The organism is Nocardioides lianchengensis (assembly GCF_900101465.1).
GTDB classification, from domain to species: Bacteria; Actinomycetota; Actinomycetes; order Propionibacteriales; family Nocardioidaceae; genus Nocardioides; species Nocardioides lianchengensis.
The window spans coordinates 37681-60994 of record NZ_FMZM01000016.1; the positions used below are offsets into that span (position 1 = coordinate 37681).

28 protein-coding genes are annotated in these 23314 nt (G+C 73.7%); 13 read left to right on the top strand and 15 right to left on the bottom strand.

Annotated features, from left to right (window positions below; all coding sequences use genetic code 11):
• Together BLT76_RS23090 and BLT76_RS23095 are read right to left on the bottom strand one after the other, a co-directional pair.
• Complete coding sequence (locus BLT76_RS23090; RefSeq protein ID WP_090860669.1) at positions 1–747, bottom strand: SDR family NAD(P)-dependent oxidoreductase; 747 nt, start codon at positions 745–747, stop codon at positions 1–3.
• Complete coding sequence (locus BLT76_RS23095) at positions 744–2276, bottom strand: molybdopterin-dependent oxidoreductase (RefSeq protein ID WP_090860670.1); 1533 nt, start codon at positions 2274–2276, stop codon at positions 744–746. The genes BLT76_RS23090 and BLT76_RS23095 overlap by 4 nt, the downstream gene beginning before the upstream one ends.
• Positions 2277–2308: 32 nt before the next feature.
• On the opposite strand from BLT76_RS23095, the gene ispF reads away from it, so the two are divergent.
• Together ispF and BLT76_RS23105 are read left to right on the top strand one after the other, a co-directional pair.
• Positions 2309–2812, top strand: a complete 504-nt coding sequence (ispF, locus tag BLT76_RS23100) for a 2-C-methyl-D-erythritol 2,4-cyclodiphosphate synthase (RefSeq protein ID WP_090860671.1) — start codon at positions 2309–2311, stop codon at positions 2810–2812.
• On the top strand, positions 2809–3693 hold the full coding sequence (locus BLT76_RS23105) for an alpha/beta fold hydrolase (RefSeq protein WP_090860672.1): 885 nt from the start codon (positions 2809–2811) through the stop codon (positions 3691–3693). Before ispF ends, BLT76_RS23105 begins: the two co-directional genes overlap by 4 nt.
• On the opposite strand, the gene BLT76_RS23110 is transcribed toward BLT76_RS23105, so the two are convergent.
• Together BLT76_RS23110 and nirD are read right to left on the bottom strand one after the other, a co-directional pair.
• Positions 3682–4347, bottom strand: coding sequence for a sirohydrochlorin chelatase (locus BLT76_RS23110; RefSeq protein ID WP_090860673.1), 666 nt, complete (start codon positions 4345–4347; stop codon positions 3682–3684). The genes BLT76_RS23105 and BLT76_RS23110 overlap by 12 nt on opposite strands.
• 17 nt (positions 4348–4364) lie before the next feature.
• Positions 4365–4748, bottom strand: a complete 384-nt coding sequence (gene nirD / locus BLT76_RS23115) for a nitrite reductase small subunit NirD (RefSeq protein ID WP_090860674.1) — start codon at positions 4746–4748, stop codon at positions 4365–4367.
• A 175-nt stretch (positions 4749–4923) separates the two neighbouring features.
• Here nirD and BLT76_RS23120 point away from each other — a divergent pair, with 175 nt between their 5' ends.
• On the top strand, positions 4924–5604 hold the full coding sequence (locus BLT76_RS23120; RefSeq protein ID WP_090860675.1) for an IspD/TarI family cytidylyltransferase: 681 nt from the start codon (positions 4924–4926) through the stop codon (positions 5602–5604).
• Here the strand turns inward: BLT76_RS23120 and BLT76_RS23125 are convergent.
• Together BLT76_RS23125 and BLT76_RS23130 are read right to left on the bottom strand one after the other, a co-directional pair.
• Positions 5584–6144, bottom strand: a complete 561-nt coding sequence (locus BLT76_RS23125) for a 2-C-methyl-D-erythritol 4-phosphate cytidylyltransferase (protein ID WP_244509537.1) — start codon at positions 6142–6144, stop codon at positions 5584–5586. The two genes, BLT76_RS23120 and BLT76_RS23125, sit on opposite strands and share 21 nt — an antisense overlap.
• A 63-nt stretch (positions 6145–6207) precedes the next feature.
• Positions 6208–6693: a CarD family transcriptional regulator gene (locus BLT76_RS23130; protein ID WP_090860676.1), complete on the bottom strand. Its 486-nt coding sequence runs from the start codon at positions 6691–6693 to the stop codon at positions 6208–6210.
• A gap of 213 nt (positions 6694–6906) precedes the next feature.
• On the opposite strand from BLT76_RS23130, the gene BLT76_RS23135 reads away from it, so the two are divergent.
• From BLT76_RS23135 to BLT76_RS23145, 3 genes are read left to right on the top strand one after another with little or no spacing between them, the layout of a single operon-like run.
• Positions 6907–7740: a UbiA family prenyltransferase gene (locus BLT76_RS23135; RefSeq protein ID WP_090860754.1), complete on the top strand. Its 834-nt coding sequence runs from the start codon at positions 6907–6909 to the stop codon at positions 7738–7740.
• Positions 7741–7766: 26 nt separating this feature from the next.
• On the top strand, positions 7767–8318 hold the full coding sequence (locus tag BLT76_RS23140) for a hypothetical protein (RefSeq protein WP_090860677.1): 552 nt from the start codon (positions 7767–7769) through the stop codon (positions 8316–8318).
• Positions 8318–9061, top strand: a complete 744-nt coding sequence (locus BLT76_RS23145) for a phosphoglyceromutase (RefSeq protein WP_090860678.1) — start codon at positions 8318–8320, stop codon at positions 9059–9061. The genes BLT76_RS23140 and BLT76_RS23145 overlap by 1 nt, the downstream gene beginning before the upstream one ends.
• Positions 9062–9208: 147 nt before the next feature.
• Here BLT76_RS23145 and phoU read toward each other — a convergent pair whose 3' ends face one another.
• Entirely contained in the window at positions 9209–9865 is a 657-nt protein-coding gene (gene phoU / locus BLT76_RS23150) for a phosphate signaling complex protein PhoU (protein WP_090860679.1), read from the bottom strand.
• 121 nt (positions 9866–9986) lie between these two features.
• Here phoU and BLT76_RS23155 point away from each other — a divergent pair, with 121 nt between their 5' ends.
• Together BLT76_RS23155 and BLT76_RS23160 are read left to right on the top strand one after the other, a co-directional pair.
• Positions 9987–11144, top strand: coding sequence for a sensor histidine kinase (locus BLT76_RS23155; protein WP_090860680.1), 1158 nt, complete (start codon positions 9987–9989; stop codon positions 11142–11144).
• A complete protein-coding gene (locus tag BLT76_RS23160; RefSeq protein ID WP_090860681.1) occupies positions 11141–11818 on the top strand; it encodes a response regulator transcription factor in 678 nt (225 codons plus the stop codon). Before BLT76_RS23155 ends, BLT76_RS23160 begins: the two co-directional genes overlap by 4 nt.
• A 154-nt stretch (positions 11819–11972) precedes the next feature.
• Here BLT76_RS23160 and BLT76_RS23165 read toward each other — a convergent pair whose 3' ends face one another.
• Positions 11973–12587 (bottom strand): maleylpyruvate isomerase N-terminal domain-containing protein, encoded by a 615-nt coding sequence (locus BLT76_RS23165; RefSeq protein ID WP_090860682.1) that lies wholly within the window; start codon positions 12585–12587, stop codon positions 11973–11975.
• 92 nt (positions 12588–12679) lie between these two features.
• Here BLT76_RS23165 and BLT76_RS23170 point away from each other — a divergent pair, with 92 nt between their 5' ends.
• On the top strand, positions 12680–13621 hold the full coding sequence (locus BLT76_RS23170; RefSeq protein ID WP_244509538.1) for a DMT family transporter: 942 nt from the start codon (positions 12680–12682) through the stop codon (positions 13619–13621).
• On the opposite strand, the gene BLT76_RS23175 is transcribed toward BLT76_RS23170, so the two are convergent.
• The gene (locus tag BLT76_RS23175) at positions 13622–15253 is read right to left on the bottom strand and encodes a sensor histidine kinase (protein ID WP_090860683.1); all 1632 of its coding nucleotides are present in this window, start codon (positions 15251–15253) and stop codon (positions 13622–13624) included. It lies immediately after the preceding gene.
• 184 nt (positions 15254–15437) lie between these two features.
• Here BLT76_RS23175 and BLT76_RS23180 point away from each other — a divergent pair, with 184 nt between their 5' ends.
• Positions 15438–15791, top strand: a complete 354-nt coding sequence (locus BLT76_RS23180; RefSeq protein WP_090860684.1) for a DUF1304 domain-containing protein — start codon at positions 15438–15440, stop codon at positions 15789–15791.
• 138 nt (positions 15792–15929) lie between these two features.
• Here BLT76_RS23180 and BLT76_RS23185 read toward each other — a convergent pair whose 3' ends face one another.
• The 3 genes from BLT76_RS23185 to BLT76_RS23195 all read right to left on the bottom strand — a co-directional run bounded on the left by BLT76_RS23185 (position 15930) and on the right by BLT76_RS23195 (position 18128).
• Positions 15930–16430 (bottom strand): type III secretion system chaperone family protein, encoded by a 501-nt coding sequence (locus BLT76_RS23185; protein WP_090860685.1) that lies wholly within the window; start codon positions 16428–16430, stop codon positions 15930–15932.
• Positions 16427–17686, bottom strand: coding sequence for a D-inositol-3-phosphate glycosyltransferase (gene mshA / locus BLT76_RS23190; protein WP_425287102.1), 1260 nt, complete (start codon positions 17684–17686; stop codon positions 16427–16429). The genes BLT76_RS23185 and mshA overlap by 4 nt, the downstream gene beginning before the upstream one ends.
• Positions 17687–17765: 79 nt before the next feature.
• The gene (locus BLT76_RS23195) at positions 17766–18128 is read right to left on the bottom strand and encodes a hypothetical protein (protein ID WP_090860686.1); all 363 of its coding nucleotides are present in this window, start codon (positions 18126–18128) and stop codon (positions 17766–17768) included.
• Positions 18129–18205: 77 nt separating this feature from the next.
• Here BLT76_RS23195 and BLT76_RS23200 point away from each other — a divergent pair, with 77 nt between their 5' ends.
• Positions 18206–18952 carry an SDR family oxidoreductase gene (locus tag BLT76_RS23200; protein WP_090860687.1) on the top strand — a complete coding sequence of 249 codons (747 nt, stop codon included), beginning with the start codon at positions 18206–18208 and terminating at the stop codon, positions 18950–18952.
• Between the two features lie 44 nt (positions 18953–18996).
• Here BLT76_RS23200 and BLT76_RS23205 read toward each other — a convergent pair whose 3' ends face one another.
• Entirely contained in the window at positions 18997–19758 is a 762-nt protein-coding gene (locus BLT76_RS23205) for a phosphatase PAP2 family protein (protein ID WP_211753182.1), read from the bottom strand.
• Between the two features lie 60 nt (positions 19759–19818).
• Here BLT76_RS23205 and BLT76_RS23210 point away from each other — a divergent pair, with 60 nt between their 5' ends.
• Both BLT76_RS23210 and BLT76_RS23215 read left to right on the top strand, forming a co-directional pair.
• Entirely contained in the window at positions 19819–20361 is a 543-nt protein-coding gene (locus tag BLT76_RS23210) for a TetR/AcrR family transcriptional regulator (protein ID WP_170867222.1), read from the top strand.
• 2 nt (positions 20362–20363) lie between these two features.
• Positions 20364–21059, top strand: a complete 696-nt coding sequence (locus tag BLT76_RS23215) for an aspartate/glutamate racemase family protein (protein ID WP_090860689.1) — start codon at positions 20364–20366, stop codon at positions 21057–21059.
• Here the strand turns inward: BLT76_RS23215 and BLT76_RS23220 are convergent.
• Both BLT76_RS23220 and BLT76_RS23225 read right to left on the bottom strand, forming a co-directional pair.
• Entirely contained in the window at positions 21056–22303 is a 1248-nt protein-coding gene (locus tag BLT76_RS23220; protein WP_090860690.1) for a protealysin inhibitor emfourin, read from the bottom strand. The genes BLT76_RS23215 and BLT76_RS23220 overlap by 4 nt on opposite strands.
• Positions 22304–22352: 49 nt before the next feature.
• Positions 22353–23288, bottom strand: a complete 936-nt coding sequence (locus tag BLT76_RS23225) for a hypothetical protein (protein WP_090860691.1) — start codon at positions 23286–23288, stop codon at positions 22353–22355.
• Between the last annotated feature and the right edge of the window lie 26 nt (positions 23289–23314).

The window sequence follows — 23314 nt, forward strand, 5'->3', positions numbered from 1 at the left end:
TCAGACGCCGTAGCCGCCGTCGACGTCCAGCTTCTGCCCGGTCACGAAGCCGGCCCGGTCGGAGGCGAGGAAGCAGACGGCCTCGGCGACGTCGGCCGCGGTGCCGAAGCGGCGCAGCGGGATGTTGCGGCGGGTGATCGCGAGGGCCTCGTCCGACAGCTCGCCGTCCGCGATCAGCCGGGCGGCCATGCCGTCGGTGAGCATGCCGGGGCCGACCGCGTTGACGCGGACGCCGTACCGGCCCTCCTCGGCGGCGAGGGCGCGGACCATCGCCTCGACGGCGGCCTTGGGGGCCGAGGACAGTCCGTCGCGGACGGGGAAGCGCGCGGTGGCGGCGGTGGTGACCGCGACGACCGAGCCCCGCGAGGTCCGCAGGTGCGGGAGGGCGGGCTGGACGGCGGCGAAGAACCCCGCCGCGTCGGCGGCCAGCTGGGCGGCCATCGCGGCCGGTGGTACGGCGGACAGGTGGGTCATCGGGACGTGCGGCCCGGCCGCGTAGACCAGCGTGTGCAGCCCGCCGAGGTCGGCGACGACGGCCTCGATCACGGCGGCCGCGTCGGCGGCGACGCTCGGCGCCCCCAGGTCCAGCCCGTACGACGGCCCCGGCGCCTCGGTCGGTCGGTTCGAGCGGTAGGTCAGCGCGACGGCCGAGCCCCGGTCCGCGAGCATCCGGACGATCGCCAGCCCCAGCCCGCCGCTGCCCCCGACGACCAGGGCGCCCCCGGTCCGGCCCGCGAAGTCGCTCACTCGTCGCTCACCGAGATCTGGATCTCGTGCCAGCCGGTGGCGCCGTCCGGGACGGGCTGCGCGACCACGCCGGTCTGCACGGTCCCGTCGCGATCGGTCGCCCGGACCCGCAGCACGTGGTCGCCAGGCTCGAGGTCGACGTGGGCGACCCACTGGACCCAGGTGTCGACGCCGGGGGTCGGGGCCAGCTCGGCCTCCTGCCACGCCTCGCCGTCGACCGCGACCTCGACCGTGCGGATGCCGGTGTGCTGGGCCCAGGCGACGCCGGCGACCGCGACGTCGCCCGCGGGGACGTCGTCGCCCGAGGACGGCACGTCGATCCGTGACGAGAGTTTGATCGGCCCCAGCTCGGACCAGCCCTTCTCGGTCCAGAAGGCCTCGAAGTCGTCGAAGCGGGTGACCTCGAGGTCGACGACCCACTTGGTGGCCGACACGTAGCCGTAGAGCCCCGGGACCACGGTCCGGACCGGGAAGCCGTGGTCGATGGGCAGCGGCCGCCCGTTCATCGCGACGGCCAGCAGCGCGTTGCGGTCGTCGGTCAGCGCCTCCAGCGGCGTCCCGCAGGTCCAGCCGTCGTGGGAGGTCTGCTTGACCGCGTCCGCCCCCGCCCGTACGCCGGCCTCGGCGAGCAGGTCCGCGACCCGGACGCCGCTCCACCAGGCGTTGCCGATCAGCTCGCCGCCGACCTCGTTGGACACGCAGGCCAGGGTCACCCAGCCCTCGGTGAACTCGCGCGAGACGAGGTCCTCGTAGGTCAGGACGAGCTCGCGGTCGACCATCCCGTGGATGCGCAGCGACCAGTCGTGAGGCTCGATCGCCGGCACGCTGATGCCGGCGTGGATCAGGTAGAAGTCGTCGCTGTGGGTCTGCCAGGGAGTCACTCCCTTGACGCCGATCCGGGCGCCGTCGGGCACCGCGGGCGAGGTGACGCCGTTCAGCTTCAGCAGCTGGCGGGTCTGCTCGACCTGGCGGCGGCCGCGGCCGACCACCCGCCCCAGCAGGCCGACGGCCATCGCGCCGCCGGCGACCAGGCCGGCCCGGATCAGGAAGGTACGACGGTGGTGGCCGCCGCTGGGCGCGACCTCCTCGGGGTGCCCCGCGAAGGTCCGCAGCGGGTCGGTCACCAGCGACAGGCAGACCAGCCAGGTGACCAGCCCGACCGCGACCGGCACGAAGTCGACCAGCTGCTGGTTGCGGAGCGCGGCGACCGCGCCCGCCCCGGCTGCCGCCAGCGCGCCGAAGACGATCGTCGGCGCCCACCAGCTGCGCCGGGCCAGGCGACCGGCCCAGGCGAAGACCAGCGCGAGCACGACGATGACGCCCAGCACCAGCAGCGGCTTGTCGGCGCGGCCGAGCCGCTGGATGGCCGCCTCCGCGATGACGCCGGGGGTGAACCGGATGACCAGGTCGGCCACGGCCACCAGCGGGGAGGACTTCACGTGCAGCGCGTTGGCCGCGGCATAGCTCGTGGCGAGGCCGGCCAGGCCGGCCGCGAGGCCGGCCAACGACCACGAGCGCGAGGTGTCCACGCGCTGATTGTCGCGCACGGCATGATCGGCACGTGGCCACCGTCCCTCCCGCCGTCAGTCCCGTCCCGTTCCGCACCGGCATCGGCACCGACGTGCACCGCCTCGTCCCGGGTGTCCCGATGCACCTGGCCGGGCTCTCCTGGCCCGACGAGCCCGCCGGGCTGGAGGGCCACTCCGACGCCGACGTCGCCGCCCACGCGGCCTGCGACGCGCTCCTGTCGGCCGCCGGCCTGGGCGACCTCGGCTCGAACTTCGGTACGGCGGAGCCGCAGTGGGCCGGCGCCTCCGGGGCGACCCTGCTGGCCGAGACCGCCCGCCGGGTCCGCGAGGCGGGCTACGAGATCGGCAACGTCGCCGTCCAGGTCCTCGGCAACCGCCCGAAGGTCGGCCCGCGCCGCGCCGAGGCCGAGGCGGCCCTCTCCACGGCGATCGACGCGCCGGTGAGCGTCTCGGCCACCACCACCGACGGCCTCGGGCTGACCGGGCGCGGGGACGGCGTCGCCGCGGTCGCGACCGCCCTGGTGGTCCTGCGGTGAGGACCTTCGACGGCCTGCGGCTGCACGTGGCGCCGTACGGCCCGGTCGAGGCGCCGGTGACCGTCGTCCTGGCCCACTGCTGGACCTCGGACGCCGAGGACTGGCACTACCAGGTGCGCGACCTGCTGGCCCGGTTCGGGCCCGGCGTCCGGATCCTGACCTGGGACCTGCGCGGGCACGGGCGCTCGGACGCCGCCCCCGAGAGCGCCTGCACGATCGAGAACCTGGCCCGCGACCTCGGCGACCTGGTCGACGTCCATGCCCCGCACGGCCGCCTCGTGGTCGCCGGGCACTCGATCGGCGGGATGACCATGACCGCCCTGCCTCGGGTGCGGCCCGACCTGGTGGAGCGGATCGCCGGACTGCTGTTCGTCGCGACGTCCTCCGGCCGGCTCGACACGGTCACCCTGGGCCTGCCCGAGGTCGGCCCGGCCGTCCGCAACCGGCTGCCCGTCGTGCTCGCGACCCGCGCTCGACTGCTCAACCGGCGTACCCGGCGCCGCTCCCCCAGCATCGAGCGCGCCGTGGTCAACCGGTTCCTCTTCGGCGAGCCGCTCCGGCTCCGCGACGCCGGTCTGGTCGTCGACCAATTGATCTGCTGCCCGCCGGCGACCATGTCGGGCTTCTACCGCGACTTCATGCGCCACGAGCGCACCGCCGACCTGGCGGCGTACGACGGCATCCCCACCCGGGTGCTGGTCGGCGACCGTGACCTGCTCACCCCGCCCGAGCACGCCCGCCGGATCGCCGGCGCCATCCGCGGCGCTCGGCTCCTGGTCGCGCCCGGCGCCGGCCACATGCTGCCGCTGGAGCGCGACAAGCTGGTCTCGGGGCAGCTGGTGGAGCTGGTCGAGGAGGCGCTGGTCCCCTCAGGCCGCTGAGGCCTGGGCGGAGATCCGGAACCGCCGCGCGACCAGGTCGGCGACGAACCGGTGCGCGCCTATCACGTCGGCCACCACCGCGGCGCCGGCGGCCAGCGACTGCTCCCGGACCCGGGTCGCGTCCGACCCCGGCGTGAGCAGGTACGGCGAGACCACCACGCCCCGCCGTACGACGTCCTCCGGTCGGGCCCCACGACCCTCGAGCGTCGCGAGCTCGACCGGGCCGGTCCAGCTGTCGGCCAGCAGCAGCGCCGCCCGCTCGAGGTGCCGGTCGACCGACGGGTCGCTCGACCCGAGGGCCACCATCACCACGGGCTGGCCCGGCCGGGCACCCGCGGCGATCAGCCGCGAGGCCTGCGCGGCGGCGACCAGCGGGTGCGGGCCGAGGGCCGGCGTGACCGACACGTGGTGGACCGACGAGGCCGCGACCAGCGGCAGGTCGTGCAGCAGGTGGTGGGCGGTCGAGAGCAGCAGCGGCACCACCACGCTCGACTCGCGGGCCGCGTCCACGACCGCCTGGAGCGACGGCGCGCGGTCCTCGACGTACGAGACGATGCCGGGCACGCCCAGCGTGGACGCCGCCCGGTCGGTGATCTCCTGGGCGACCTCCGTGGCCCGGCCGGCTCCACGTGCGACGGTGACGAGACAGCTCATGGCGGGGTCTCCCAGGCTCAGGCGGCGGTGTCCTGCTTGCGGTGACCGACGAGGACGACGCCCTCGACGACCTTGACGTCGTACGCCGGGACCGACACGTGGCCGTCGTCCAGGCACTTCCCGGTGCGCAGGTCGAACGCGTGCTTGTGGGCCGGCGACGCCACGAACGGGACCTCGCCCCGACGACCCACGATCCCGCGGGCGATGAACGACCCCTTGGCGAACGGGTCGTGGTTGCCGAGCGCGTAGACCGTGTCGTCCGGCGTGCGGAAGATGGCGATCGCCTGGCCGTGCACGAGAGCGGTGGCGCCGCGCTCGACCTCGAGCTCCGCCACCCGGCAGACCGGCTGCCATTCCTCCGTGCTGGCCGGACGCGGTGTCGTCCGCGTCGTCCGGGTCATCGACGATCCTGCGACGACCGGTTGAGCGACTTCACGTGGGACCCCGTCATCCCGCGCCTCCTCTCGGCACCTGTGACGCTAGGTGTCGCGTGTTCGAGGCCTGTTTCGGGATGTAACAGCCAGGAAAACGTTCCCTCTCCGCGGCGCCGGTCCCGGCGGTCGGTAGCGTGCCCGGGTGACCCCTCCCGCCACCGCCGTCGTCGTGCTCGCCGCGGGCTCCGGGTCCCGGGTCGGCGCGGACCGCAACAAGGTGCTGCTGCCGCTCGGCGACCGGCCGGTGCTGGCCTGGTCGCTGACCGACGTGCTGGCGCTGCCCGCCGTACGACGCGTGATGCTGGTGGTCCGGCCGGGCGAGGCCGACGCCGTGGGGGCCGCCGTGGCGCCGTACCTGGGGGACCGGGAGGTGCACGTGGTCGACGGCGGCCCGACCCGGCATGCCTCGGAGTGGCAGGCGGTCCGGGTCCTCGCGCCCGCCATCGACGCCGGCGAGCTCGACCTGGTCGCGATCCACGACGGGGCCCGCCCGCTCGCCGGCGCCCCCTTGTGGGGGTCGGTCCTGGCGGCGGCGGCCGAGCACGGGGGTGCGATCCCGGTCGCACCCCTGGCCGGGCTGGTCACCACCGGGCTGCGGGCGGTCCCGGGCGAGCTGGCAGGGGTGCAGACCCCGCAGGCCTTCGCCGCCCGGGAACTCCTGGCCGCCTACCGGGCCGCCGACGCGGACGGGTTCGAGGCCACCGACACCGCCGGCTGCCTGGCGCGCTACACCGACGTGCGGATCGCCGCGGTGCCCAGCGGACCGGGCAACCTGAAGATCACCTTCGCCGAGGACCTCGGGCTAGCGACCGCTCTGGTCTAGCGCCTCGAGGAGCCGTACGTCGTCGACCGAGCCGACCCGGCGCCCCGCGGGCGGGGCCTCGACGGTGCGGACGGCGAAGCGCTCGGCGAGCGCGGCGACCAGGGTGGCGAAGTCGTTGCTCGGCAGGTCCTCGAGCGCCGTGACGACACTGGCGGGCAGCACGACCGGCGAGGCCACGGCCAGCAGGTCCGCGCGGTCGACGGTCGCGCCGACGTACCCGCCCTCGACGTGCTTGACCGTGTCGGTGACCGGCCGGACGCCGACGACCACCGCGTCGTGCTCGACCGCCTCCTCCAGGCACGCCCGCAGGAACGCCGGCGGGGTCAGCGGGCAGAGCGCGTCGTGCAGCACCACCGGCTCGCCGGCATCGACCAGCCCGGCCCAGGCGGTGCCGAGGTCGAACGGGGTCACCCCCGACTCCCCCAGGGCCCACGAGGCGCAGGCGACCAGCGCCTCCCCGTGCAGCAGCGCGAAGGGCAGCGACCCGCGGTCCTGCTCCACCACCGCGCCCAGGGCGGCCACCGGCTCGTCGTACTCCACGGGCACGACCCTACAAATGCAACGAGGCCCCCGGACGCTGGGTCCGGGGGCCTCGATCGCTGATCAGGAGGCGAGCACCTCGTCGAGGAGGGCCTCGGCCTTGTCCTCGTTGGTGCGCTCGGCGAGCGCCAGCTCGGAGACCAGGATCTGGCGGGCCTTGGCGAGCATCCGCTTCTCACCGGCCGACAGGCCGCGGTCACGCTCGCGGCGCCACAGGTCGCGCACGACCTCGGCGACCTTCATGACGTCGCCGCTGTGCAGCTTCTCCAGGTTGGCCTTGTAGCGGCGCGACCAGTTCGTGGGCTCCTCGACGTGTGCGGCTCGCAGCACGTCGAACACGCGGTCGAGACCCTCCTTGTCGACGACGTCACGCACGCCGACCAGGTCGAGGTTCATGGCCGGCACGCGCACGACCAGGTCCTGCTGGGCGACGATCCGCAGGACGAGGTACTGCCGGTCCTCTCCCTTGATGGTCCGCATCTCGATGTCCTCGATGACAGCGGCCCCGTGATTCGGGTAAACAACCGTTTCGCCGACGGTGAAAGTCATATGTCAGGTACCCCTTCCTAGGGAGCCAGTCTAACACGTGTCAGACCGACTCAGAACGACGTTTCCGCAGGTCAGCGCCACAATGGGGTATTGACAGATGCCGCGAGGCCGTGCTGGAGCCGGGTCGCGAAGGACCCTCCCGACGCGGAAAACCGCTGGTGAACGGGGGTGTTCGGGCCGTTCGGGACGGCCCCGTGGTCGATACTGCACCGCATGCCGACCGAGCCCGCGAGCAGCGCTGCCGACGAGCCCGTGACCACCGTGGAGCAGGTCCCGACGCCCGATCCGGCCCCCGAGTCGACGACCGGCGCGGCTCCCGCGGAGACGCCCGGGCCGAACGCGGCCCCGTCGTACCTCACGCCCGTCCTGCTGCTCCGCGCCGCCCATCCGCGCCAGGCCCTGCTGACCGCGGTCGGCGTGGCCGCGGCCGCCGCACTGGCCGGCCGGCCGACCCGGGAGGTGCTGGTCGTGCTCGCGACCGTGCTGGTGGGCCAGACGATCCTGGGCTGGCACAACGACATCGTCGACCGCGAGCGCGACCGGCGGCACGACCTGCCCGGCAAGCCGATCGCCCAGGGCCGGCTCGACCCCGGCACGGTCTGGTTCGCCCTGATCTGTGGCGTGCTGCTCCTCGTCCCGCTCTCGATCGCGACCGGCATCACCGCGGGCTGCCTCTACCTCGCGTCGGTGGCCATCGGGCTGCTCGGCAACCTGGTGCTCCGCGAGGGCGTCCTGTCCTGGCTGCCCTGGGCGGCGTCGTACGCCCTGCTCCCGGGCTACCTCTCGTACGGCGGCTGGGGCGGCGAGGCCGTCGGCGACCCGCCCGAGCCGGCGATGGTCGCGCTGGCGGCCCTGCTCGGCGTCGGGATCCACTTCCTGCGGGCGCTGTGGGGCCTCGTCCCCGACCACGCCGACGGCTGGACCTACCTGCCGCTGCGGCTGGGACTGCGACTCGGCGCGAGCCGGCTGCTCGCGGTCGCCTCGGTCTACACCGCGCTGGTCGTCGTCGGCCTGGCCGTGACCGGCACCTACGTGGGGCTCAGCTGAGGCTCGACGCTAGGCTGTGGCCGTTCGTGCCGCTCTCCCGTGAGGCCTCCCAGATGCTGCTCCGCCGCAAGATCGCGCTCGCCGTGTGCGCCACGGCGATCACCGCCCCCGTCCTGAGCTCCTGCGGCTTCAACTACGCCACGGACCAGCCCTACGACCCGGCCGCGGGCACGAACAACCGCGACGCGCGGGTCGACGTACTCGCCGCCGTCGTGGTGGCCGGGCAGGACGACCGCGGCACGCTCGTCGCCGGTCTGGCCAACAACGACGACGAGCCGATCTCGCTGACCAGCGTCGTGGGCGAGGGCCTCACGGCCGAGTTCGACCCGATCGAGGTCCCGGCGTCCGGCTACGTCAACCTGGCCGACGAGGAGGTCCACGTCGAGGGCAGCTTCGCCGCCGGCGACGTCCTGAAGCTCAGCCTCGACCTCGACAACGGCGAGTCGGTGGCCCTCGAGGTCCCGGTCGTCACCAACTGCGACGAGTTCGCGGGCTTCGACACCTCCACCGGGGAGGGCGCCGAGTCCGAGGACCCGGCGTACAGCTGCGAGTACGCCGAGCACGAGGGTGGTCACTGATGACGTCGACGCTGATCCTGCTCCGCCACGGCGAGAGCGAGTGGAACGCCAAGAACCTCTTCACCGGCTGGGTCGACGTGGCCCTGACCGACAAGGGTCGGGCCGAGGCCGCCCGCGGCGGTGAGCTGTTGAAGGCGGCCGACCTGCTCCCGGACGTCGTCCACACCTCCCTGCAGCGACGGGCGATCAACACGGCCGCCCTCGCGCTCGACGCCGCCGACCGCCACTGGATCCCGGTCAAGCGCTCCTGGCGCCTCAACGAGCGCCACTACGGCGCCCTGCAGGGCAAGGACAAGAAGCAGACGCTGGAGCAGTACGGCGAGGAGCAGTTCATGCTCTGGCGCCGCTCCTTCGACGTACCCCCGCCGCCGCTGGCCGACGACGACGAGTTCTCCCAGGCCGGGTTCCCGCAGTACGCCGACCTCGGCGACGAGCTGCCCCGCACCGAGTGCCTCAAGGACGTCATCGCGCGCTTCCTGCCGTACTGGGAGTCCGACATCGTCCCCGACCTGCGCGCCGGCAAGGTGGTGCTCGTCGCCGCCCACGGCAACAGCCTCCGCGCGCTCGTCAAGCACCTCGACGGCATCAGCGACGAGGACATCGCCGGCCTGAACATCCCCACCGGCATGCCGCTGCGCTACGAGCTCGACGACGAGCTGGTCCCGGTCGTCAAGGGCGGGACCTACCTCGACCCCGAGGCCGCTGCCGCCGCCGCCGCGGCGGTGGCCAACCAGGGTCGCTGAGCGGGCTCGGCGGGGCGCCGCAAAGGTTTATCGGCTAGCCGATGAAACTCACGCCTGGACGATGAACCTTTGTCGTCCGGGGATGAGGTTCATCGGCTAGCCGATAAACCTTTGCGGGCCGCATCGGCGACCCCGGACCAGCCCGGATCAGGCCCCGACGGCCCGCGGGTTCTCGCCGGTGACGACGAAGACGACCCGGTTGGCGACCGACACGGCGTGGTCGGCGATGCGCTCGTAGTAGCGGCCGAGCAGGGCGACGTCGACTGCGGCCTCGACGCCGTGGGTCCAGTCGTCGGCGAGCAGCTCCGCGAAGGAGGTACGACGGAGCCGGTCCATCTCCTCGTCGGCGCGACCGAGGGCGATCGCGGCCTGGACGTCGCGGCCGGTGATGATCCGGGAGACCTTGGAGACCATCTCCTCGGCGACCTCGGCCATCCGGGAGACGGTGGGCCGGACCTCGTCGGGGACGGCCACGAACGGCGTCCGGAGGCGGGCGATCTTGGCGACGTGGACGGACAGGTCGCCCATCCGCTCCAGCTCGGTCACCATCCGCAGCGTGGCGACCACGACCCGCAGGTCGCCGGCCACCGGCTGCTGGAGGGAGAGCAGCTCGAACGCGGTCTCCTCGACCCGCTCGCGGGCCCGGTCGATCTCGACGTCGGCGCTGATCACCCGCTCGGCGATCTCGGCGTCGCCGGTCAGGAGGGCTTCGGTCGCGAGCCGGACCGCCTGCTCGACCTCGCCGCAGATGGTGGCGAGGTCGCCGAAGACGGAGTCGAGCTGCTCATGGAACACATCACGCATGACCAGGACCCTACGGGGCCCGAGTGACCACACGGGGTGGACGCGTGAACGGGTGGTGAACACTCGGAAGCCGGTGCCCAGGAGGCGAACTCCAGGTGAATCCCGCCGTACTCTTGCCGCCGTGGACCCGACGATGCAGGCGTTCCTCGCCGCGGTCATCGGAGCCGTGGTGGCAGGGGGAGCCGTGCTTGCGTGGGCCGTCAGCGACCGCCAGCAGCACCAGCTCCCGGTCCACGAGGAGCCGGTCGTGCCGGCCGGGGTCGCCACGGTGCTGTCGGTGCTGCGCAGCAGCGCGGTCGTGGTCGACGACGCCGACGTGGTGCTGAAGGCCTCGGCGCCGGCGTACGCCCTGGGCCTGGTGCGCGGCACCCGCCTGGTGGCCGACGACCTCGCCGAGCTGGTCCGCCAGGTCCGCCGCGACGGCCAGATCCGCGAGACCGAGCTGGTCATGTCGCGCCCCGGCGTCCCCTCGCGCCACGTCACCGCCCGCGTCGCCCCGCTGGGCTCGCGCCTGGTCCTGGCCCTGGTCGAGGACCGCACCCGCGAGCGCCGCGTCGAGGCCGTACGACGCGACTTCGTGGCCAACGTGAGTCACGAGCTGAAGACGCCGGTCGGCGCGATCCGGCTGCTCGCGGAGGCCATGCACGACGCGTCCGAGGACCCGGAGGCGGTCAAGCGGTTCGCCGACCGGATGCACATCGAGAGCGACCGGCTCGCCCAGCTGGTCCAGCAGATCATCGAGCTGTCCCGACTGCAGGCCGACGACCCGCTGGAGACGCCGGCGGCGGTCGCCCTCGACGACGTCATCGCGGTCGCGGTCGACACCAGCGCCATCGACGCCGGCTCCAAGCGCATCGAGATCCTCACCGGCGGTACGCCGGGCCTGCAGGTCTACGGCAACGAGGAGCAGGTGACCGCGGCGGTCAGCAACCTGGTCGCGAACGCGGTGTCGTACTCCGAGAGCGACTCCACGGTCCTGGTCACCACCAAGGTCGACGAGGGCTCGGTCGAGATCTCGGTCGTCGACCAGGGCATCGGCATCCCGTCCGACGAGATCGACCGGATCTTCGAGCGCTTCTACCGCGTCGACCCGGCCCGACACCGCTCCACGGGTGGCACCGGGCTCGGCCTGTCCATCGTCAAGCACGTCGCGGCCACGCACGGCGGAGAAGTCCGGGTGTGGTCAGTCGAGGGCCAGGGGTCTACGTTCACCCTGACCCTCCCCCAGTACTTCGGGGCAACCCCGAGAGAAGACACGAAGCAGGAGGACCGCCCGTGACCCGGGTACTCGTCGTCGAGGACGAAGAGAGCTACAGCGAGGCACTCGCCTACATGCTGCGCAAGGAGGGGTTCGAGGTCGCCATCGCGGCCGACGGCAACTCCGCACTGACCGAGTTCGACCGCAACGGTGCCGACATCGTGCTGCTCGACCTGATGCTGCCCGGGCTGCCCGGCACCGAGGTGTGCCGGCAGATCCGGCAGACGTCGAGCGTGCCGGTGATCATGGTCAGCGCCAAGGACGACGAGGTCGACAAGGTGGTCGGCCTCGAGCTGGGCGCCGACGACTACGTCACCAAGCCCTACTCCCCGCGCGAGCTGGTCGCCCGGATCCGCGCCGTGCTCCGGCGCGGGACCGAGCCCGACCTGGCCCCGGCCACCCTCGAGGCGGGTCCGGTGCGGATGGACGTCGAGCGGCACGTCGTGACGGTCGACGGGAACGAGCAGCGGCTGCCGCTCAAGGAGTTCGAGCTGCTGGAGATGTTCCTGCGCAACCCCGGCCGGGTGCTGACGCGGGGCCAGCTGATCGACCGGGTCTGGGGCTCCGACTACGTCGGCGACACCAAGACCCTCGACGTCCACGTGAAGCGGCTCCGGGCCAAGCTCGAGCCGGACCCGGGCGAGCCCAAGTTCCTGGTCACCGTCCGTGGCCTGGGCTACAAGCTCGACCTCTGACGACGCAGGAGTCAGAGGTCGAGCGCGCCGGCGGCCCAGCCGCGCGCGAGGAACGAGCGCGTGGCGTGGGGGCCGCCGGATCGAGCAGCCCCGCCGATGAGGAACGAAGCGGCGACGGGCATGTCGAGATCTCGAACCGGGGTTGCGTGCCCACTCACCCCAGCACCGGCAGCCGCGAGTCGTCGCTCGGCAGCCGCCCCGTGCCCCGCAGCACCGCCTCGACGTCGTCCCACGCCGCCGGCAGCGGCCCGCCGTACGACGCCTCGAGGACGCCGCGGGTGTGCGCGAGCGCTCCCGGCGGCGGGGTCGCGCCGACGTCCAGGTCGAGCAGGTGGACCGTGGCCTCGACGACCAGCGTGGAGACCAGGTCGGCGACCGTGAGCACGTGGCCCTGCGTGGTGACCAGTGCCCCGGGGTCGGCGGCCGCGGCCGCCCGCGCCGCCGCGGCCGAGGTGCTGCTCCACTGGTCGACCAGGCCGGTCGCGCCGTCGTACGCCGCAGCCGCGCGCTGCACGAACCGCGCGTGCGCCGTACCGCCGTCGCCGCGGTCGGGGTGGAACGACGCCCAGTAGCTCACTGCGTCGACGTCGGCCGGTCCGGCGGCCGGGGACGCCAGCGCCACCAGGGCGCGCTGGGCGTCGAGCAACTGGTGGAACAGCAGCTCCCGGACGTCCCACTCGGCGGTGCGGGTACGACGCCCGAACGCCGCCTCGTCGAGCCCGGTCAGCGCGGTCGTGACCGCGGCCCAGCAGCCGGTGAGCAGGTCCATGGGCAGGCCCGTACCCACCCGTGGCGGGATCTCGCGCAACGGCGTCCGAAAACCGCGTGTCGACCGTCGGTGGGCGTCCCTACGCTGGGCCGGTGACGAGCACCGTGCCCTCCCCGACCCCCACCTCTCCCTCGGCGCCCAGCGCTCCGCCCACCTGGCTCCCGGTGGCGGCGGTCGCGGTGACGCTGGTCTTCTGGGCCTCGGCCTTCGTCGCGATCCGCCACCTCGGCCAGGACTTCTCGGCCGGCGCCCTCTCGCTGGGGCGGTTGCTGGTCGGCTCACTGTGCCTGGCCGCGGTGGCGCTGCCGCGCGGCCTGCCCCGCCCGACCGGGCGGCAGTGGGTGACGATCGTGACCATCGGGGTGCTCTGGTTCGGGATCTACAACGTCGCCCTCAACGAGGGCGAGCGACGGGTGGACGCCGGCACGGCCGCGATGCTGATCCAGGTCTCCCCGGTACTGATCGCGCTGCTCGCGACCCTCTTCCTGGGCGAGCGGTTCACGGTCTGGGTGGGCCTCGGGCTGGCCCTCGCGTTCGGGGGCGTCGCGCTGATCGGGCTGTCGACCTCCGACGGCAGCGACCGCGACCTGCTCGGCGTCGTGCTCTGCCTGGTCTCGGCGGTGGTCTACTCGGTCAGCGTGGTGCTGCAGAAGCCCCTGGTCGCGCGGCTGCCCGCGGTCCAGATCACCTGGCTGGCCTGCACCGTCGGCGCGATCGTCTGCCTGCCCTTCACGGGCCAGCTCCTCGACCAGGCCGCCGACGCTCCCACGTCGTCGATCCTGTGGGTGGTCTACCTCGGGGTGTTCCCGACGGCGATCGCCTTCACGACGTACGCCTACGCGCTGCGCCACATGAGCGCCAGCAGCCTCGGGATCACCACCTACCTGGTGCCGCCGCTGACCATCGTGCTCGGCCTGCTGCTCCTCGACGAGGCACCGCCGACGATGGCGTACGCCGGCGGCGTGCTCGCCCTGGTCGGGGTCGCGGTCGCGCGCCGCAAGCCGCGCCCGGTCGACCGGCCCGCGCCGGCGTAGCTACGCCTCGCCGAGGGCCGGCGCGCCGCCGCCCGCCGGGATCCGCACGGTGACCGTCGTGCCGGCCGCGCGGTCGGAGGTGAGGACGCACTCGCCGCCGTGGGCCTCGACGACGGCGCGGACGATGGTCAGCCCCAGACCCACGCCCTGGACCGCGTTCCGGCGTGCGGAGGCGGCCCGGTAGAACGCGTCGAAGGCCCGTTCTCGCTCGTGGCCGCGCATGCCCGACCCGGTGTCGCTGACGATCAGCTCGACCCCGCCGACGGCCCGCAGCTCGACCCGGGTGGTTCCGCCCGGCGGCGTGTGCTTGAGCGCGTTGGAGAGCAGGTTCTGGACCACCAGCCCGAACAGGTGCGGGTCCAGCGAGGCGATCACCGGGTCCAGCCGGCCCTCGAGGAGCACGCCCCGGTTCTCGGCGTGCGGGGCCTGCCGCGCCAGCTCGGCGCCGACGAGGTCGGCCACCTGGACCTCGTTGCGCTCGACGACCATCCGGCCCGCCGAGCTGGCCATGAGCAGCTGGCTGATCCGCTCGGAGAGCCGGAGCGCGCTGTCGCGCACGGTGCGCACCGCGTTGCCGTGCGTCGGGTCGCCGCCCAGGTCCTCGACGAGCATGTCGAGGAAGCCGAGCATGCCGTTCAGGGGGGTCCGCAGCTCGTGGGAGAGGGTCGCGAGGAACTCCTCACGAATTCGCACCGCCTCGACCAGCTCGGTGACCTCGTCGGAGACGACGACGACGCCCAGCCGCTCGCCGTGCTCGGTCGTCACCTGACGCGCTGACATCAACGATGCGACGCGTTCGTCCTCCGGACCGGTCCACAGGAGCTCGGGGGCGAACTCCTCGCCGCGCAGAGCCAACCTCAGGGGCTGCTCCTCGTACGGGACCGCCAGCATGCCGTCGGCCCGCCAGACCAGGCTCGCCCGGTACGACGGACCGCGGACATCCACGCCGGCGTGTGAGGCGGCTTCGACGGCCGGACGATTGGCGAAGAGCAGCTTCCCCTCGGGAGTGAAGAAGGCCACGGCGACGTGGACGCTGTCGAGGACCGCCTGGCGGATGTCGAGCTCGCGGCGTACCTGGCGCAGCAGCGCGTCCCGGTCGGCGGCCTGCTGGTCGAGCGCCTGGCGCTGACGATCCATCAGGCTGGACGACGCGAACCCGATGAAGCCCAGCGCGAGCGCGATCGCCGGCAACGCCAGGAGGGAGATCCATTCGGTGCCGGCCTCGGGCAGCGTCCCGGTCCGCAGGTACCACGAGCTCGACACCAGGCAGGCGCCCAGGACGGCGCCGACCAGGCCGGCCCGGCCGAAGCAGAATCCGAGGCAGATGATCGGCACCAGGGCCGAGGTGTTGGTGCCGGCGATCCGGTCGGCGGTCTCGGAGCGGGTGGAGGCGATCGCCACGATGTCGAGGACCGGCACCAGGTACAGCCAACGGACCGGCATCCACAGCGCGACCACCGAGACCACGAGGACCAGACCAGAGCCGAGCAGCACGCCGGCGCTGAGGAGCACGTCCGGAGCGGCGAGCGCCAGGGAGACGTCGAGCGCGATCGTGAGCACGAGGACCGGGACCTGCCAGGCCAGGCACCACGATCGTCGTTCAGCCAGGCTCAGGTCGAACAGCCGGTCCACGCGGTCATCTCCTGCTGGCTCGCTCACGAGGTCGTCGATCCCGGGCGCCTCGAGCGGCCCTTCCGATACGGGACGAAACGATAATTTGGTCAGCCCCCTCTTTTCCCGGGCATGGCAGATTCCATCCAGCCGTCTAGATCGGTTTCTGGTCCGATCGGACCGGGAGACCTGCCATGCTCAGCGGGTGAACGTCGTCGCGAGCGTCCTGGTCGGCCTGGTGGCCGCGCTGCACCTCTACTTCCTGGTCCTTGAGATGTTCCTGTGGACCAAGCCCCTGGGTCGTCGTACCTTCGGCAACGACGTGGAGTTCGCCGAGGCGAGCAAGGTGCTGGCCGCCAACCAGGGCCTCTACAACGGCTTCCTGGTCGCCGGCCTGGTCTGGGGCCTGGTCGCGGACCGCACGGACGTCCAGGTGTTCTTCCTGGGCTGCGTCGTCGTCGCCGGGGTGTACGGCGCCCTCACGGTCAGCGCTCGCATCCTGCTGGTGCAGGCGCTACCGGCCGCCGTCGCTCTCCTAGCCGTGGCGATCGACTCCTAGCCGGCTGAGCGACACCAGGCACGCACGCCGGCTGCGTTGCCGCCGCTCGTCAGACGACCCCGGTATGCCTTCGCGACGGCGCCTTGCCTGCGCACGCGCCTGATGACGCTCAGCTCGACCAGGTCTCGACCGACACGGCTAGCCGTCGGGCTCGCCGCCTGACTCCAGCCAGCCGCGGAACGCCTCGAGGTTCTTCGTGGGCTCGCCGCGCAGCTTGCGCCACTCCCACTCCTTGCGGATCGAGGAGGCGAAGCCGAGCTCGAGGATCGCGTTGAACGACTCATCGGCGTAGGTGAGCACCGAGCCGAGGATCCGGTCGAGCTCGTCGGGCGTGACCGCCGCGAGCGGCAGCCGCGCGTCGAGGTAGATGTCGCCGAGCCGGTCGACCGCGAAGGAGACGGCGTACATCCTCAGGTTGCGCTCGAGGAGCCAGCGGTAGACGCGCTCGTGGTTCTCGTCGGGCTTGCGGCAGACGAACGCGTGCACCCCGAGGGCGTGCTCCCCCAGGTCGAGGCGTACGGCGGTCTGCAGCTTCTTCTCACCCGGCAGCGAGAGCGAGAAGAGGCCGGGGGCGGTCTCCTCGTGCTCGATCCCCGCGTCGGTGAGGTGGTCGCGGACGACCTGCGCCAGGTCCGTCATCCGACCGACTCGCGCATCGCGAGCCGGGCGCGCTCGTAGACCTCGAGCGTCCGCGCGGCGGTGGCCTCCCACGAGAACTGGCGGGCCTGCTCCAGCGCGCCCGCCTCCAGGCGCACGCGCAGCCCGGGGTCGTCGACGATCCGACCCAGGGCGCTGGCCCAGTCCTCGGCGTCGTGGCCGTCGACCAGGAGCCCGCTGTGCCGGTCGCGGACGACGGTGGTCAGGCCGCCGACGGCCGCCGCGACGACGGGGGTCCCGGTGGCCTGCGCCTCGGCGGCCACCAGCCCAAACGACTCGTTGTACGACGGGACGGCGACCGCGGTGGCCGCGGCGTACCAGCGGGCCAGGTCGGCCTGGCTCACCGGCGGCACGAACCGGACGACGTCGTCCAGGCCCAGCTCGCCGGCCAGCGCGGCCAGCGACTCGGGCCGGTCCAGGCCGCTGCCGGACGGCCCACCGACGACGGGTACGACGAGCCGGCCGCGCAGGCCCGGCGAGCGCTCCAGCAGCACCGCCACGGCCCGCAGCAGCACGTCGGGCCCCTTCAGCGGCTGGATCCGCCCGGCGAAGAGCAGCACGTCGGCGTCGGCGGGCAGGCCCAGCTCCGCCCGGGTCGCGGCCCGGTCGAGCGGGCGGAAGAGCCCCAGGTCGACGCCGGGGTGCACGACCTCGACGCGGGCCGGGTCGGCGTCGTACAGCCCGACGAGCTGGCGGGCCTCGAGGTCGGTGTTGGCGATCAGCATGTCGGCGGCCTCGACGACCTGCTCCTCGCCGATGATCCGTGCGGACGGCTCGGGGGTGTCGCCGTCGGCGAGTGCGGCGTTCTTGACCTTGGCCATCGTGTGCATCGAGTGCACGAGCGGCACGCCCCAGCGGTCGCGGGCCAACGCGCCCACCTGGCCCGAGAGCCAGTAGTGGGAGTGCACGGCGTCGTAGTAGCCGACCGGGCGGGAGGCCTCGGCGCGCAGCACCTCGCGGGCGAAGACGCACAGCTGGCCCGGCAGCTCGGCCTTGGTCAGGCCCTCGAACGGGCCCGCGTGCACGTGGTGGACGGCGACGCCGTCGACGGCCGACACCACCGGCTCCAGCGCCGAGCTGGTGGCCCGGGTGAAGATGTCGATCTCGATGCCCTGCGCGGCCAGCCGCTTGGCCAGCTCGATGACGTAGACGTTCATGCCGCCCGCGTCGCCCGTGCCGGGCTGGTCGAGCGGGGAGGTGTGCAGGCTGATCATGGCCAGTCGCCGGACCTGTCCCACGTCGTCCCCCTCTCCTGCTGATGCTCCACGACCGCAACCACGCCGGGTCCCCGTCGATTCCCCGTCGATTCCCTGACGCTCAGGCGGCGTGCGTCCCGAGCCGGGACCGGCGCCGCGCGCGCCTCAGCAGGGGTACCCAGACCAGCACCGCCAGCACGCCCAGGATCCCGTCGACCCGGACCTCGTCGCCCGCCTCGTGCAGCACCATCAGCACGGCCCACGCCAGCACCGGGAAGCACACCGCCACCAGCGCCCGCAGCCAGGCCGCCCCGGCCAGCCCCGCCCCGGCACCGGCGAGCCCGATCGCCAGCAGCGCCAGGCCCGCGCCGTACGTCGACCCGACGACGGTCTCGCTCGCCCCCTGTGCGTCGAGGACCCAGCGCAGCACCCAGGCCAGCCCGCCCAGCGTCCCGCAGAGACGGGCGAGGGTGCGCGGGTCCATGCAGGGTCCTCCGATCGGGTGGTGCGCGACGACGGGCCAGTGTGCCACCGGCCGGCGCGGGCGACCAGAATGACGCCATGACCTCTCGTCGTACCGCCGTCGTGACCGGGGCCAGCAGCGGGATCGGGGCGGCCACCGCGCGTGCCCTGGCCGCCCAGGGCTTCCACGTCTACTGCGCCGCCCGCCGCGAGGACCGGGTGACCGGGCTGGCCGCCGAGATCGGGGGGACGCCGGTCGTGTGCGACGTGACGTCCGAGGAGTCGGTCGCCGCGCTCGCCGCGACCGTCGGCGACCGCCTCGACGTCCTGGTCAACAACGCCGGCGGCGCGTTCGGCGGGTCGCCGGTGGCGGCGGCCGACAGCGACGAGTGGCGCCGGATGTACGAGGTCAACGTGATCGGGCTGATGCAGGTCACCCGGGCGTTGCTGCCCGCCCTGCTCGCCAGCGGCGCCGGCGCGATCCTGAACGTCGGCTCCACCGCCGGCCGGATCGCCTACGAGGGCGGCGCCGGCTACACCGCGGCCAAGCACGGCACCCAGGTCGTCACCGAGACCCTGCGCCTGGAGCTGTGGGACCAGCCGGTGCGGGTCATGGAGATCGCGCCGGGGATGGTGAGGACCGACGAGTTCGCCCTGGTCCGGTTCGAGGGTGACCAGGAGAAGGCCGACGCGGTGTACGCCGGCGTCGCCGAGCCGCTCACCGCCGAGGACGTCGCCGACGCGATCTCCTGGATGGTGACCCGCCCCCCGCACGTGAACATCGACGAGCTCGTGCTCCGTCCCCGCGCCCAGGCCGCCCAGCACAAGGTGCACCGGGTCCTCTGAGCGGCCGGGAAAGTCCGTCACGAGTTGGTATGTCAAGAGCCCTCTTAGGTGCCAGAGCGTGACGGACTTTCCTCGGCGGGGCACCTGACCCGGGCCATCAGGGCGAGCGCGCCGAGCGCGATCGCCGTACCTGCGGCGGCGTCGAGCCAGTAGTGGTTGGCGGTCACCACGACGACCAGCAGGGTGACGAGCGGGTGCAGCACCCACAGCCAGCGCAGGCGGGACCGCCCGGTGCGCACCAGGACGACGGCCAGCAGCACGGCCCAGCCGACGTGCAGGCTGGGCATGGCGGCGTACTCGTTGGCGAGCTCGGAGACCGGGGAGCCGCCGTACGCGCTGTTGCCGCCGACCGCTCCGGTGTCGACCATGCCGAGGCCGGCGAGCAGTCGGGGCGGCGTCATCGGGACCCAGATGTGCACGAGCATCGCGACGGCGGTCGCGAGCACCAGCGAACGGCGGGCCCAGCGGTAGCCCGGTCGGTGGCGCGCGTAGAGCCAGACCAGGACGCCGACGGTGATCGGGAAGTGCAGCAGGTAGTAGCGGTCGGCCAGGCCGACGAGGTGCGGGACGCCGAGCGCCCACTGCTGGAGCGCCTCCTCGGCCGGCAGCCGGAGCGCACCCTCGGCGTCGAGCAGCGAGCGGGCGTGGTCGTCGGCGGTGTGCAGGCGGCCCTTCGCGACGAGGCGGCCGAGGTTGTAGAGGCCGAAGAGGGCCAGGACCAGGACCGTCTCCGCGACCGCGGGCAGCAGGGCCGAGCGGATCCCTCGCCCCGGGGCCGCCACCGGTCGCATCGGGACGTTGAGCACGGCACTTATACTACATGTGTAAGTTATTATCGCTCATGGGGGCGTGAGAGGGTGAGGCCCGTGGGGACCCCGAGCACCGACGCGCGCGTGACCCGCAGCCGGGCCGCCCTGGTCGAGGCCGTCGAGGACGTCCTCGACGAGGGCCTCTGGGGCGAGCTGACGATCCGGGGCCTGTGCACCCGGGCCGGGATCAGCCGGCCGACCTTCTACCAGCACTTCTCCTCCCCGGAGGACCTGCTCGGCGCGACCATCCGGCACCGGCTCGACCAGGCCCGCGCGGGGGTGTGCAGCACCGCCGACGTGCCCGAGGTGCTCGCGGCCGCGCTGGCCCGGCTCGACGGCGAGCGGCAGGAGTACGCCTGCCTCGCCGCGCACCCGACCGTCTACGCCCAGGTCCAGGCCGCCTTCCAGGACTGGCTCGAAGGCCGGCTGCAGGAGCGCTACCCCGACGCCGGCGAGGTCGCCGTCTCGTACGTCGTGGGCGGAGTCGCCCGGGTGACGGGTCAGTGGCTCGCCGCCGAGTCCGGCCGCCCCTCCCCCGAGGACCTGGCCCACACCCTCTGGATCCTCAACCGCACCGTGCTCGAGATGACAGACTGCTGACCGTGCAGACCATCGGACTCGTGGGCGGGCTGAGCTGGGAGAGCTCGGCGGCCTACTACGAAGCCCTCAACCGTGGCGTCGAGCAGCGGGTGAGCCCGCTGAGCTCGGCCCGGACGGTCCTCTCCTCCGTGGACTTCGCGGAGGTGACCGCCCTGCAGGAGGCCGAACGCTGGGACGACGTCGCCGCCCTGCTCACCGCCGCCGCCCAGGGGGTCGAGCGCGCCGGCGCCGACTTCCTGCTGCTGTGCACCACGACCTTCCACCTGGTCGCCGACCAGGTGGCCGAGGCGGTCGGGATCCCGCTGCTCCACCTCGCCGACGTGCTCGCCGACGCCGCCGACGAGGCGGGCGTCCGGTCGATCGGCTTCGTCGGCACCACCTTCGCCATGTCACGACCGTTCTTCACCGACCGGCTGGCGGCCCGCGGGCTGACCGTGCACGTGCCGGACCCGGCCCGCCACGACGAGGTCAACCGGATCATCTACGACGAGCTCGTCCACGGGCGGGTCGAGACCGCGTCGCGGCGCACCGCCGTCTCGGTGATCGAGGAGCTGTGGGACGCCGGTGCCGGCGGGGTCGTGCTCGGCTGCACCGAGCTGGAGCTGCTCATCCGGCAGGCGGACGTCGACGTCCCCGTCTTCCCGGCGACCACCCTGCACGTCGCGGCCGCCCTCGACCGGGCGCTGGGCGCGGACTAGACGTCCAGCAGGAGCTGGGCCAGGCGGCGCAGCTCGGGGGTGAGCCCCTGCTCCGGCACCCGTGCGGTGCCGCCGGGGAGGTCGAACTCGTAGACGAACATGTCGGGCCGCGGCGCGCCGCCGGGGACCGCCCCCAGGTCGACCCGGCCGAGCAGGTCGCGCACCTCGGCGCACCGCGCGTCGGACGAGTCCAGGTCGAGCCGGCCGGCGGCCGTCCGCCCCGTGAACCCGCCGGTACGACGGACCGCGGCGACCGGTCCCGAGGCCGTCACCCCGACCCCGGCCCAGGCCGCGCGGACCGCGTCGGCGTGCTCGCCCGCAGCGGCGACGGTGGCCGCCGCGAAGGAGGCGAAGTCGGCCCGCGGATCGACCCGGCCGCCGGTGAGCGCGTCGTACCAGATCCGGCCGGCGCCCTCCCAGGTGCGACCGCCGATCGCGGTCGCGGCCAGCTGGAAGGCCCGGTTGGGGATCCCGGAGTTCACGTGCACGCCGCCGTTGTCGTCGGTCGTCTCGACGTAGTCGTCGAGATGGCCCGGCTGGGGGTCCTGCCCGAGCAGCGGATCGTCGTAGGCGGTGCCGGGGGCGGCCATGTCGCGCAGCCCCCGGGCGGCCACCCCCGGGAGGAAGAGCCCGACCCCGATCAGCCAGTCGGCCCGGTCGGCGGTCTGGTCGAGCAGCCGCTGGCGCAGGCAGGCGGCGAAGACGTCGGAGACCGACTCGTTGAGCGCCCCCGACTGGCCCTCGTAGACCAGGCCGGCCGTGTGCTCGGTGACCGCGTGGGCGAGCTCGTGGCCGAGCACGTCGACCGGCTTGGTGAACCGATCGAAGACCCGGCCGTCGCCGTCGCCGAAGACCAGCTGGCGGCCGTCCCAGAACGCGTTGGCGTAGCCCTCGCCGTAGTGGACGGTCAGCGAGACCGGCGCCCCCTCCCCGTCGTACGACGACCGCCCGTAGACCTCGGCGAAGAGCCCGAGCGCCGCCGCCACCCCGTCCGCCGCCTCGTCGACCGCCGCGTCGCCCGTGGCGGCCTGCCCGGCCGCGCGCACCGGGTCGCCCGGGAGCGCGGTGGCCCCGCCGGCGTCGTGCACCGTCCAGGGCGCTGCGCCGGCGTCCGCGGGGAACGGCGCGGCGGCCCGCAACGAGCGGATCCGCCCGTCCTCCACCAGGGTCAGCCGGTAGGGCGCCGGGCCGACGGTGTCGGCGAGCCGGCGGAGTAGGTAGGGCGGCAGGAAGGAGCACCTCATGCCCCCCACCCTCCGCTCGACCACCGACAGCGGCAAGGCCGTCGACGGCTCAGGACAGGAAGCGGACCCGCACCCAGCCGCTGCGGTTGCCGAGCCGGTCGGTGAACCGGACCCGCTCCAGGACCGACCGGTCCCAGCTGACGACCGTGCGGCCCAGGCGGTGGGCCCGACGGACCGTGCCGTTGCGCCGGGCGGTCTCGAACGAGGCGACGCCGGCCCCCACGTCGCGCGCCCGGGTCCGCAGCACCCAGCCGCCGCGGCGGTTGCTCCAGCGCGCGTGCGCCTTGGTCACCCAGGGCGGGCTGACGTCGTACCGGAGGACGTCGGAGACGGTGATCGGCGCGGTGGCGCCGGGGAAGCGCACGTAGATGCGCTGCGGCGTGCCGTCCGGGAGGTCGGCGAGCGTCCAGCGATAGGTGCAGCGCGCGTCGAGCCGGCGCCGCTGGGCGCCCCAGAACTCGGGGTTGCCCGCGATCTCGACCGCGGTGGTGCCGGCCGGCGTCGCGACCCGGATCGCGACGGTGCGGCGCCGGGTCCACAGGACACCCCCGGCCGCCTGCACGTACGGCGCGCCGGTGCAGGCGGTGCTCGGCGCCGGCGGAGCGGACGGGGTCCGCGGCGCGGCGGTGACGGTGACCGGCGAGGAGCTGGCGGTCGACACGCCCACCGAGTTCTCCGCGCGCACGGTGCAGACGACGACGGCACCGACGTCCGCGCTCCGCACGACGTACGACGCGCCCTCGCCGAGCGGGGTCGATCCGGTCCGCCAGGCGGTGGTCAGGGTCGGCTCGTCGAGCCAGGTCCCGGGTGAGCAGCGCAGCGTCCCGCCCGGTCGGGCCGGGCCGGTGATGGCGGGCGGGAGGACGTTCTCGGGCGGGTCGGTCTCCGGGTCGGCCTGCGCCGCGGGCGCGACGAGGAGGGCAGCGGCCACCAGGCCCGCCGCAGCCGCGCCGACCGCGCGGCGGATCCCCCCGAATCCGAACACCGATCCAGGGTAAGCCGGGCGCACCG

Bases quoted from the DNA above. Each gene is read 5' to 3' on its own strand.
- BLT76_RS23110 (WP_090860673.1), bottom strand. From the start codon at position 4,347: ATGAGCTGTCTCGTCACCGTCGCACGTGGAGCCGGCCGGGCCACGGAG.
- nirD (WP_090860674.1), bottom strand. From the start codon at position 4,748: ATGACCCGGACGACGCGGACGACACCGCGTCCGGCCAGCACGGAGGAA.
- BLT76_RS23130 (WP_090860676.1), bottom strand. From the start codon at position 6,693: ATGACTTTCACCGTCGGCGAAACGGTTGTTTACCCGAATCACGGGGCC.
- BLT76_RS23135 (WP_090860754.1), top strand. From the start codon at position 6,907: ATGCCGACCGAGCCCGCGAGCAGCGCTGCCGACGAGCCCGTGACCACC.
- BLT76_RS23145 (WP_090860678.1), top strand. From the start codon at position 8,318: ATGACGTCGACGCTGATCCTGCTCCGCCACGGCGAGAGCGAGTGGAAC.
- phoU (WP_090860679.1), bottom strand. From the start codon at position 9,865: ATGCGTGATGTGTTCCATGAGCAGCTCGACTCCGTCTTCGGCGACCTC.
- BLT76_RS23165 (WP_090860682.1), bottom strand. From the start codon at position 12,587: ATGGACCTGCTCACCGGCTGCTGGGCCGCGGTCACGACCGCGCTGACC.
- BLT76_RS23185 (WP_090860685.1), bottom strand. From the start codon at position 16,430: ATGACGGACCTGGCGCAGGTCGTCCGCGACCACCTCACCGACGCGGGG.
- BLT76_RS23195 (WP_090860686.1), bottom strand. From the start codon at position 18,128: ATGGACCCGCGCACCCTCGCCCGTCTCTGCGGGACGCTGGGCGGGCTG.
- BLT76_RS23200 (WP_090860687.1), top strand. From the start codon at position 18,206: ATGACCTCTCGTCGTACCGCCGTCGTGACCGGGGCCAGCAGCGGGATC.
- BLT76_RS23220 (WP_090860690.1), bottom strand. From the start codon at position 22,303: ATGAGGTGCTCCTTCCTGCCGCCCTACCTACTCCGCCGGCTCGCCGAC.